General features: G+C 61.4%; 13 protein-coding genes and 1 tRNA gene. All 14 read left to right on the forward strand.

Annotated elements, in window-relative coordinates; translation table 11 throughout:
* Positions 1 to 35: 35 nt before the first annotated feature.
* The 14 genes from ACYJ11_RS06800 to ACYJ11_RS06865 all read left to right on the forward strand — a co-directional run bounded on the left by ACYJ11_RS06800 (position 36) and on the right by ACYJ11_RS06865 (position 9074).
* Positions 36 to 1910 (forward strand): SLC13 family permease, encoded by a 1875-nt coding sequence (locus ACYJ11_RS06800; protein WP_461647380.1) that lies wholly within the window; start codon positions 36 to 38, stop codon positions 1908 to 1910.
* 55 nt (positions 1911 to 1965) lie between these two features.
* Positions 1966 to 2038 (forward strand) — tRNA-Pro (locus ACYJ11_RS06805).
* A 198-nt stretch (positions 2039 to 2236) separates the two neighbouring features.
* Positions 2237 to 2794: an SWIM zinc finger family protein gene (locus ACYJ11_RS06810; protein ID WP_461647192.1), complete on the forward strand. Its 558-nt coding sequence runs from the start codon at positions 2237 to 2239 to the stop codon at positions 2792 to 2794.
* A 169-nt stretch (positions 2795 to 2963) separates the two neighbouring features.
* Positions 2964 to 3416 (forward strand): hypothetical protein, encoded by a 453-nt coding sequence (locus tag ACYJ11_RS06815; protein ID WP_461647193.1) that lies wholly within the window; start codon positions 2964 to 2966, stop codon positions 3414 to 3416.
* Positions 3417 to 3563: 147 nt separating this feature from the next.
* Entirely contained in the window at positions 3564 to 4796 is a 1233-nt protein-coding gene (locus tag ACYJ11_RS06820) for a hypothetical protein (RefSeq protein WP_461647194.1), read from the forward strand.
* Positions 4793 to 5371 (forward strand): hypothetical protein, encoded by a 579-nt coding sequence (locus tag ACYJ11_RS06825; protein ID WP_461647195.1) that lies wholly within the window; start codon positions 4793 to 4795, stop codon positions 5369 to 5371. The genes ACYJ11_RS06820 and ACYJ11_RS06825 overlap by 4 nt, the downstream gene beginning before the upstream one ends.
* Positions 5365 to 5943 carry a hypothetical protein gene (locus ACYJ11_RS06830; protein WP_461647196.1) on the forward strand — a complete coding sequence of 193 codons (579 nt, stop codon included), beginning with the start codon at positions 5365 to 5367 and terminating at the stop codon, positions 5941 to 5943. The genes ACYJ11_RS06825 and ACYJ11_RS06830 overlap by 7 nt, the downstream gene beginning before the upstream one ends.
* Positions 5940 to 6512 carry a hypothetical protein gene (locus ACYJ11_RS06835; RefSeq protein WP_461647197.1) on the forward strand — a complete coding sequence of 191 codons (573 nt, stop codon included), beginning with the start codon at positions 5940 to 5942 and terminating at the stop codon, positions 6510 to 6512. The genes ACYJ11_RS06830 and ACYJ11_RS06835 overlap by 4 nt, the downstream gene beginning before the upstream one ends.
* The gene (locus tag ACYJ11_RS06840) at positions 6509 to 6766 is read left to right on the forward strand and encodes a hypothetical protein (protein ID WP_461647198.1); all 258 of its coding nucleotides are present in this window, start codon (positions 6509 to 6511) and stop codon (positions 6764 to 6766) included. Before ACYJ11_RS06835 ends, ACYJ11_RS06840 begins: the two co-directional genes overlap by 4 nt.
* Positions 6763 to 7563: an ATP-binding protein gene (locus tag ACYJ11_RS06845; protein WP_461647199.1), complete on the forward strand. Its 801-nt coding sequence runs from the start codon at positions 6763 to 6765 to the stop codon at positions 7561 to 7563. Before ACYJ11_RS06840 ends, ACYJ11_RS06845 begins: the two co-directional genes overlap by 4 nt.
* Complete coding sequence (locus ACYJ11_RS06850; protein ID WP_461647200.1) at positions 7560 to 7700, forward strand: hypothetical protein; 141 nt, start codon at positions 7560 to 7562, stop codon at positions 7698 to 7700. Before ACYJ11_RS06845 ends, ACYJ11_RS06850 begins: the two co-directional genes overlap by 4 nt.
* Before the next feature lie 161 nt (positions 7701 to 7861).
* Positions 7862 to 8143, forward strand: coding sequence for a DUF3892 domain-containing protein (locus ACYJ11_RS06855; RefSeq protein WP_461647201.1), 282 nt, complete (start codon positions 7862 to 7864; stop codon positions 8141 to 8143).
* 137 nt (positions 8144 to 8280) lie between these two features.
* The gene (locus ACYJ11_RS06860) at positions 8281 to 8547 is read left to right on the forward strand and encodes a hypothetical protein (RefSeq protein ID WP_461647202.1); all 267 of its coding nucleotides are present in this window, start codon (positions 8281 to 8283) and stop codon (positions 8545 to 8547) included.
* Positions 8544 to 9074 carry a hypothetical protein gene (locus tag ACYJ11_RS06865; RefSeq protein WP_461647203.1) on the forward strand — a complete coding sequence of 177 codons (531 nt, stop codon included), beginning with the start codon at positions 8544 to 8546 and terminating at the stop codon, positions 9072 to 9074. Before ACYJ11_RS06860 ends, ACYJ11_RS06865 begins: the two co-directional genes overlap by 4 nt.
* The last annotated feature ends 2 nt before the right edge of the window (positions 9075 to 9076 follow it).

The raw sequence follows: 9076 nt of genomic DNA on the forward strand, positions 1-9076 counted from the left end.
GGACAGACGTGTCGCTGCCACCTGTCACGCCGGGGATGTTGTTCGTGTTCGCGGTCATCGTCGCCGCGCTGGTGCTGTTTGCGACGGAGGCGCTGCCAGTCGACGTGACCGCTATCGCCGTCATGGTCGCGCTGATGCTGGCCGAACCGGTGACGGTACTCGCGGCCGATGTCGGACTGCTTGCCGAACCGGTGTACGTGTTACATCAGGCCGGCGATGGGATTTCGCCGCTGGATCGCGGGCTCTCGGGCTTTGCCTCGACAGCGACGATAACCGTGCTGGCGATGTTCATTCTCTCCGACGGCGTCCAGCGGACCGGCATCGTCCAGATCCTCGGCGCGAAAATTGCCTCCCTGACCGGGGATAGCGAAACGAAACAGCTCGGTGCGACCGTCGGGCTGGTCGCGCCTATCTCCGGGTTCATCAACAACACCGCCGCCGTTGCCATCCTCCTGCCGATGGTCACCGATATCGCGCACAAGGGGAAACTCTCACCATCGAAACTACTGCTGCCGCTGTCCTACGCCTCGATGTTTGGCGGGATGTTGACGCTCATCGGCACCTCGACAAACATCCTCGCCTCGCAACTCTCGGCGGAACTGATCGGCCACCCGTTCAGCATGTTCGAGTTCACCCAGCTCGGCATCATTGTGACCGTCATCGGAACGGTTTATCTCCTTACCGTGGGGCGCTATCTGATCCCGTCGCGTATCCCGGCTGAGGAGGATCTCACTGAGGAGTTCGAGATGGGTGAGTACCTGACCGAAGTTGTCGTCCGCGAAGACTCTCCGCTGATCGGCCAGACTGTCGAGGAGGCGCTCAGAGTCTCGGAGTTCGACGTGGACATCGTCCAGCTGGTCCGCGAGAAACGCACGTTCCTCGAACCGTTCGGCCAGAAAGCGATCCGGGCCGGTGACGTCTTCGCCGTTCGGACGGGCCGCGACACGCTCGTCGATCTCCTCGATGTCGAAGGGCTGGACGTGATTCCCGAGGTCGAGGTCGACGACGCGGAACTGGAAACCGCAACCGAGCGAAAGAACCTCGTTGAGGTCGTCGTCGCTCCCGGCTCCTCGCTCATCGGCGAGACGCTCGTCTCCACCAACTTCCGCCAGCGCTACGACGCGACCGTGCTGGCACTTCGCCACGGGCAGGAACTGTACCGCCAGCGGATGGACCACGTCAAACTCCGCATCGGTGATACGCTTCTGGTTCAGGCCACCCCAGACAGTATCGACCGCCTCAACCGCAACAACGACTTCATCGTCGCTCAGGAGGTCGAACGACCGGACTTCCGCCGGTCGAAGATCCCTGTCGCAATCGGCATCGTCGCCGCCGTCGTCGGTGTCGCGGCGCTGACCCCGATTCACATCGTCATCTCGGCGCTCGGGGGTGCGCTGGCAATGGTCCTCACCGGCTGTCTCCGCCCGCCAGAGCTGTACGACGCTGTCCAGTGGGACGTCGTCTTCCTGCTCGCCGGCGTCATTCCGCTGGGCATCGCCCTGCAGGAAACTGGCGGCGCTGATCTGCTCGCGGAGCTGTTCGTCATGGGTGCCGGCAGCATCCTCACCGCCGGGGGCGGCCTCGCCGTCGTCCTCGGTCTGATGTATCTCGTCACGGCGCTGCTGACGAACATCATCTCGAACAACGCCTCCGTCGTCCTGATGATCCCGGTGGCTATCGAAACTGCCCAGCAACTGAACGCCAACGCCTTCGCCTTCGTCCTCGCCGTCACGTTCGCCGCATCGACGGCGTTCATGACGCCGGTCGGCTACCAGACGAACCTCCTCGTCTACGGCCCCGGTGGGTACCGATTCACCGACTATCTGAAGGTCGGTGCGCCGCTACAGGCCGTATTCGCCATCGCGACGACCCTTGGTATCGCGTATTTCTGGGGCCTCGCTCCCGCGTGACACGGCCGCCTTGCAACGAAACGCTTTACACGCTGTCGAGTCGAGAAGATAGTACGGGATCGTGGGGTAGCTTGGTAACCTTCGGGCCTTGGGTGCCCGCGCCCCTAGTTCAAATCTGGGCGATCCCATCCCCTTATCAAAGAAGCAGCATAAACAACCGGTAGGTACGCTGCTACACGGAGGTGTTTCGGCGTGAGCCGTTCATATTCTTCCAGTAGCGGGTTCTCACCCGAGGAACTTCCCGACCCGGTCTGTCAAATTTGTGGCCACTACATCAAGGAATCTGACCAACCGTGTCCGGCGAAGGATGAGGAGGTGTGTCGGCCATGAGCCGCGCCGAACGCAGCTGGCAGCCGAGCGACGACCTCCCCGGAACGGTCGGCGGGCCGTCGACGCTGTCGATGCCCGACGACTGGACGCTGTCGACGGCGTGGCAACGCGCCCAGCAAGAGAGAGACGACGGCGGCGCTATCAACGACGCCGAGCGTATCGTCGCCCTGTCCGACGGCGACGACTACCACCGCGTTCTGTGGGCACTCAAGGGCCGGACACTCGTCGCTGAGTGCGACTGCGACGGCCACAAGTATCACGGCGGCTGGTGCGCTCACGTCGCTTCGCTGTGGTGGCAGTGGGTCCGTGGGCAGATCGTCGTTGCACACCTCGACACCGGCCGGGAGTACCCAGCGCCACCAGCATGGCTCCGCCTCGACGACGACCCGACCGCTTTCGACCAACTCACTCCTGCCGAACTCGACGCGTACCTGACCTGTGACCTCGGTAGCTTCGGTGTTCGGGAATTCGCCCGCTACACCGACCGAGCGGCTGGTACTATCGGTAATCTACTGGCCGACGCCCGAGAGAAGATAGCGGGGTGCCGCCGATGACGGGGAACCCACCCACCACACTCTCAGAACGGGGTGCGGGGGGGTGTCCGCCACCATACCGTCCACTCGAAATGAACCCAAGGTTCACCGCCACCCGGATGCGGGGTACTCCAACCCCCGTTTCATCTGTGTCCGCAACTGACCCACAATCTGCGGACAGGAGGGCAGCATGAGCGGGTCCGGCAGTCGACTCCCCGGCGACTCCGAAAGTAACGACCGACACAAAAGCGAGGAACGGGCCGAAGCGCGCCTTTCCGGCACGCTTGCGGAGCGATTCACCAGCTACGTCGACTCTCATGGAGTCGCTAAGAGCGAGGTGGTCCGCGAAGCGCTGGATGAGTACCTGCCCGACTCTGAAGGGTCCCAGTACGTGCTACCCGAGGACCCCGCACTGGCGGACGCCTACCTCGCTCTCGCTGGGGACGAGAAGCGGGTGATGACCGTGGAAAAGGCGGCGACCGTACTATGTCAGGAGACGCACCCGAACACGCCGAAGAAACTCATCCGCGAGGAAGTGCTTGAACCGTTGGCTGAAACGCCGTTTCTGACTGTCAGCTACGGCCGTGTGGCCCTGCCACCACTGACGCCGAAAGATGACCTCTCCGGAGGAAACGATGAGTGAGCAGTCTGTAGGCAGCTATCGGTGATAGACCAGACTACCGATAAGTAACAGAGCTTTTCCGTCTTTTGCTTAGTTAGTTAATTATTAACTTAGCAACAGGTTTTATTTCTAGTACTTACCTCCGTACTACCGGAGGCACATCTTCGAGTGACAGAGCGAATCGAATACGGGAGTAAAGACGCCGCAGACGCGGCGAGAGAGCGACACAGCGAGTACCTGTGTACTGACGATGACCGCCGGCTCAAGACCGTCGCGTGGGCAGAGAGCGGCACGCCTGAGTGGGTCTTAGAGCAAGAGCGGCTTGAAGCGGCTGATAGCCGCGACGACGGCGGCGACGACGGCGGACAGGTGCCCCTGTCCGACTCGGAGACCGACCGCATCGACTTCTCCGACGGCCGGGCAAACGCCCTTCACGCCCGCTCTGTGAAGGGTATCGCGCAGTCTGAGGGTGTCGAGGACTGGGTGAGCTACTACGACCCAACCCTGACTGTAGACGAGCATCGGGAAGTGATGGAGCAAGCAAGCCGAGAGAGCGGGAAGCGGTCGGCAGATGAGACCGCCGACGAGAAGGCAGCCCGAGCGGCCCGGTCGGCACAGTCCAACCAGTGCGACCATGCCCGAGGGCACTGCCTGAACGGCGACCCCGAAGCGTGCGAGTTCCTCCAAGAAACCTGCCAGATGTCGTTAGACGACGTGATGAACGACGTACTGGCCCGGAATGAACCTGACCGGCGACCGGACCCAGAGCAGCCCGACGCACCTGCCGACCCGGACCCGACCGAGCTTACCGGCAAGCAGAAAGGGGCGCTACAGCGGTCTTGGAACGGCTACAAAGCGGCGATGGGTGAGGTAGAAGAGGCGTTGAAACAACTGGCGAACAACTGGATGCAGGCCCAGCGGGCCGCCCGTGCTATTAACGCGATACGCGGAACAGTCGGCCAGACCCCGCTCCACTTCGAGCGGTTAGAGACCGAGCAAGCAGCCCTGATGGACCTTACCCGAGAGATGGCCGCCGACTGCCACGAGTGCCATGCCGACCACTCTGAACACAGTCACGGAGTGACTGACGGACCCCAAGAGGAGCTGCCGGACGCGGTGGTCAACGGGGCGGCTGATACCCCTGTCGGAACCGGTGACGAGGGTGATATACTCGAAGCCGACGACCAGCGCACTCTGAGCGGCGACCGAGCGGACGACCAAGCACGCTTGGCCGGTGGTGAGCGCGGTGAGCGGGGACAGGGCGAGGTAGTTGAGGTGGTCGAAGAGAACCCTGGTGGACTCCGAAGCGACGAGCGCGCTGAAAGCGGCGGTTCCGGCGAGACAGAGCAGCAAGTACCCGACGAGTTCGCGGTTGCTGAAGGCGGTCAGGAGACGCTATGACAGGACCAACTTGCCCCGCTGAGGGGTGCAACTACAACGACGAGGGCGAAAAGACAGCCGCCAGTGTCAGGCGGCATATCAACGCCAAAACCGATGATGCACACAGCGACACGGAAGCACTCAGGAGCGCGCTGAACCGCCCTGCCGAGGAGGGCGACGAGGGCGCTGAACAGGGCGATCAGGGCGCTCCCGACGACCCCGACGACGAAGAGCAGGGAAAAAGCGAAGAAGAGCGCGCTGAAGCGGCCGAGAACGAGGAAAACGACCAGCAAGAAATGGACCAATCAAGCGAGTACGAGCAGCAGGTCGCACAGTCCACAGGGACAACGACCACCAACGAGGGGACCGAGACCGAGGGACAGCAGGGGGACGACGCCAGCAAGACAAGCAGCGGGCGAGGGGTGCCTGTGTGGGCCATAGTTGGTGGTCTGGCACTGGTGGCGCTGCTGCTGGTGGTCCGCTCGGGAGACGACCAGCAAGACGACCAGCTGGCCGAGGTAGAGAGCGAGGTGGTCGAGGAGACCGAGCAGGCCGACCCGGTGGCCGACGACCCGGAGGCTGAAGTGAAATGGTAGAGACCGAGCAGGCCGAGGAGATCGACCCGGCCGAGCGGGAGAGTGACGAGGGCGAAACCGAGGACGACGCCCCGGAGATCGACGCCGACGAGAAAGCCGAAATCGCGCTCGATGAGATCGACGTGGACCCCGACGATGTGGAGGAGGAGGCAGGGGCCGGAGCAGACGACGAGGGCGATACCAGCGATGGCAACGACCCAGACGACACGGCCGAGCAGGAGAGCGACGAGACGGCCAGCCAGCCCCCTATGCCAGACCGAGAGACGTGGGGCGACCAGTACGTCTCTATGCTGGCGCTCCTGCTGGGGGAGATCGCGGAGTCAACCGAGGGCGAGCCGGGCAAGACCGCCGAGGATATTGAGGAACTTGCCCGCGCCCCGCCGGTAGAACTGGATGAGAACGTTGACGAGTGGCTACAGCAGGCCGGGATGGGGACCGAGATACCGCCCGGCAAGGCCGTGGCACTCGGGACGGCCGGACTCGTGGCCGTCGTGCTGCTGACTGAGACCGACGTAGCGGGCGACCTGATTGACCGAGCGGCAGACGAGATCAACGAGGCTGACCTACTATGATGGACAAGATCAAGCAGATTCGAGAGGCAAAGGCAGAAATCGAGAACCCCCACGAAAGCAACCGTATGCGAGCGCTGGCGGAGGTACTGGCAGAAATCGAAACCGCACAGCGGGATGCCGTCATCGACCAACGAGAAGCGGCCGAAATCACCCCAGACGACGGCCGGGGACGCATCGACAAGGAGAGCCGGACCATCGAGATTCTCGACCTCGTCGACGGCTACGGCCCTGGTGGGCGGCCACTCTCGGAAGTCTGGGTAGACGAGTGCTGCCCCGTCGACGGCGACCCGGCGGCGCTCTCCCACTACGCGGAGATGAGTGAAGCCGAGTGGAACCAGCAGATTGAGCGCTGGGCCTCGACGATCCGCGACAGCCAAGCCGGCGAGATCGACGCGACAGACCGGGAACTCGCAGACCACCATATCAGCAAGAAGTGGGGTGTCACCGTCGACCGCTTCGAGCAGGAGGTTGTGGCCTTTGACTCGGCCACAGCTCTAGAAGACCTGCTGGCCGGCCCGTCGAAAGAGACCGAGCAGGCGATGAAGGCAAACACGGAGGCGCTGGCATGAATATCCCTTCGGCCTATCGAATCCAAGACTACGCTGAAGCAGCGGCTTGGATACTCTTCTGCGGGCTGCTCGTTCACACAATCTGGCAGCGGACCCAGAGCGACAACGACGACAGGGACCAGCCCGACTGGGCGATCCTGAACGAGTGCGACCTGCAAGCTCTCGGTGACGGGGACGCTCAGACTATCCAGACCGGCAGCGGCGACCTGTACCGGCTCGAAGCCGTCGACGTGGACACCAACGACAACGCATGAACCTCGGGTTTGTCGCCCAAAGCGGCTGGGGCAAGGGATACCACGCACAAAGCTGGATGGAGAGCAACGCCAGCGAGTACGAGGCGATGGTAGTTCTCGACTACTGCGCGGAGTACCGAGGGCTGGTCAAAGAGGGCATAGCCGACCATCTCATAGTTGGCCCCGTCGAAGCTCAGTGGTCCGTGCAGGACTGGATGGCGGTTCTTCAGGCGAACCCGTACATCGTGCTGGAACGGCACAAGGCGAAGATAGGAACCGACCGCTGGCGGGAAATCTGCACCCGCATCGCCTCGGCACTCCGTCGCCTCGACCGAGACCAAATCGTTGTCGTCGATGAGGCGCACTTTGTTGCTCCCCAGCGCGAGAAACTGCCCAAGCCCATCAAAGAACTGGCGACGACCGGCCGGGGCGCTGGCACGTCGACCATGTGGGTCACACAGCGAACCGCGGAGATCGACAAGACGATCCTCACCCAGTGTCAGGCCCGCATGGTCGGCGGCTTCGACGGCGGCGAGATCGGCCCGCTCTCAACGTCGATAGAATACCCCGCCGAGTTACACGACCCACGGGCAGACCCAGCCCCGTCTGGTATCCCAGACGAACTGCTACCAGACGGGCGAGAGCGGCCCACGTCGCTCCAGAAGCACAAGAACGACGACGGGCAGACTGTCGGCAGTGAGTGGATATACTCGGACGACGACGGGAATCGGCGGCGTGTCGACACGGGCGGCGTCAAGATGAGCAGCACGCACTACGGAAGCGAAGGCAACGACCTCAACCCACCAGAATACGCATGATGACACAGATTACACTCCGCGGCGATGACAGCGAAACCTTCGAGGAAGTACGGAAGCGCATCGACCGAGAGCTACCCGGTAGCGAACCCAGTAACGCCGAAGTGGTCCGTGTGCTGATGGACGAATCGACCTTCTGATAGTTTGAACGTCTTATAATAGAAGATTTATTCGGTTATTAGGCACTCCATTGCCGGGTGTCAGGCTTTATCCAGTTGTGAGACCGGGAGTAATACTGCTAGTACTCTCCTTACTATAGAACCACAACAACTATCACATATTAATCATAATTATCCATAACATGGCGTATCCGATTGAATGTGTGAACATCGATGATTCCTCGCCTCATAACGATTGCCGGTGTATAACAACAATCGGAATCCCCAGTCAAAGCGGGGGCATAAATACCTATACTCCAGAAAGGATTCATGACCGAATTGAGGATGAAGGTGACGAATTCGTTGTTGAGTATCAGGGATCACGTACGGAAGTGATTGCGGTAACAGATGGAACAACAAAGTACGTTAGAACGGAACCGAATGACACTCAAAACGATAATCTATTGAATCTCCAAAGATGTTAGAATTTTAAAATTATACCGACCTATATTGAATAGATATTAATCGGGTCAGATTTGATGGAGACCGAAGCACACTGCCTCACTTTCCTCCACTTTTTCGTCGGTTCTTGATGGATAGGTAGTCGCTACAGTGGACCTGCATGGATTTTGGTGATGCGATGGGCACGCTCGCCTCGGAGGCCTACATGACGGATGTAGCCCTCGTGATGGGCGGGTTCGCGGCCCCTGCACTCGTCAAGTACGGAGTTGAAAACAAGATGGGCAAGGATCTGCCCGACGAAGCCTACGGCGCCACAGTCGCGGTCGGTGGCGCTCTCTACGGCGGCGCTGGTCGGAAGGTCGCTATCGGCGGCGGCGTCCACACGCTCGAAGCCCTGCGAACGCGGTTCACGGAGGGTAACGAATGAGCGAGGACATTTTCGCCAGCGAAGGCGCGACTGCCGAATCTGTCACGACCTCGCAGAACGCTCCGAGTTCGCCGGTCCCCACGCCATTCCTCGAAATCTCGCCGGAACGCGGGCAGTTCCTCCGGTTCCTCAACCGCGTGGCGAAGGGGACCGAATCGGGCATCCCTATCTACATGGACCTACGGGACGCCAACGGCGACCCGCTCCCGACGAACTCCTCGCTGTTCCTGGCTATCGAACCGAGCGGCCACGAGACCACGATGCGCGTCTCGGAAGCGCTCAAGAACATCAGCCAGTACAATCAGCTTACCGTCAACGAGCAGCGCAACGTCGACAACGTGGATTCTGTCAAAATCGAGCTTCAGAACCCCGAGGGGCTGCCCAACGGTGGCCAGCCGACCGACAAGATCGACGTGCGCGACATCGACAAGCTGTACTTGCTGCTCGACTCCCCCGCACAGATCGACCACAGCAACTCGGAAATCTACATCGACAGCAACGCCGTCGAGAAACACGGACGGCGGTGATT

The organism is Haloarcula sp. H-GB5, from assembly GCF_054850705.1.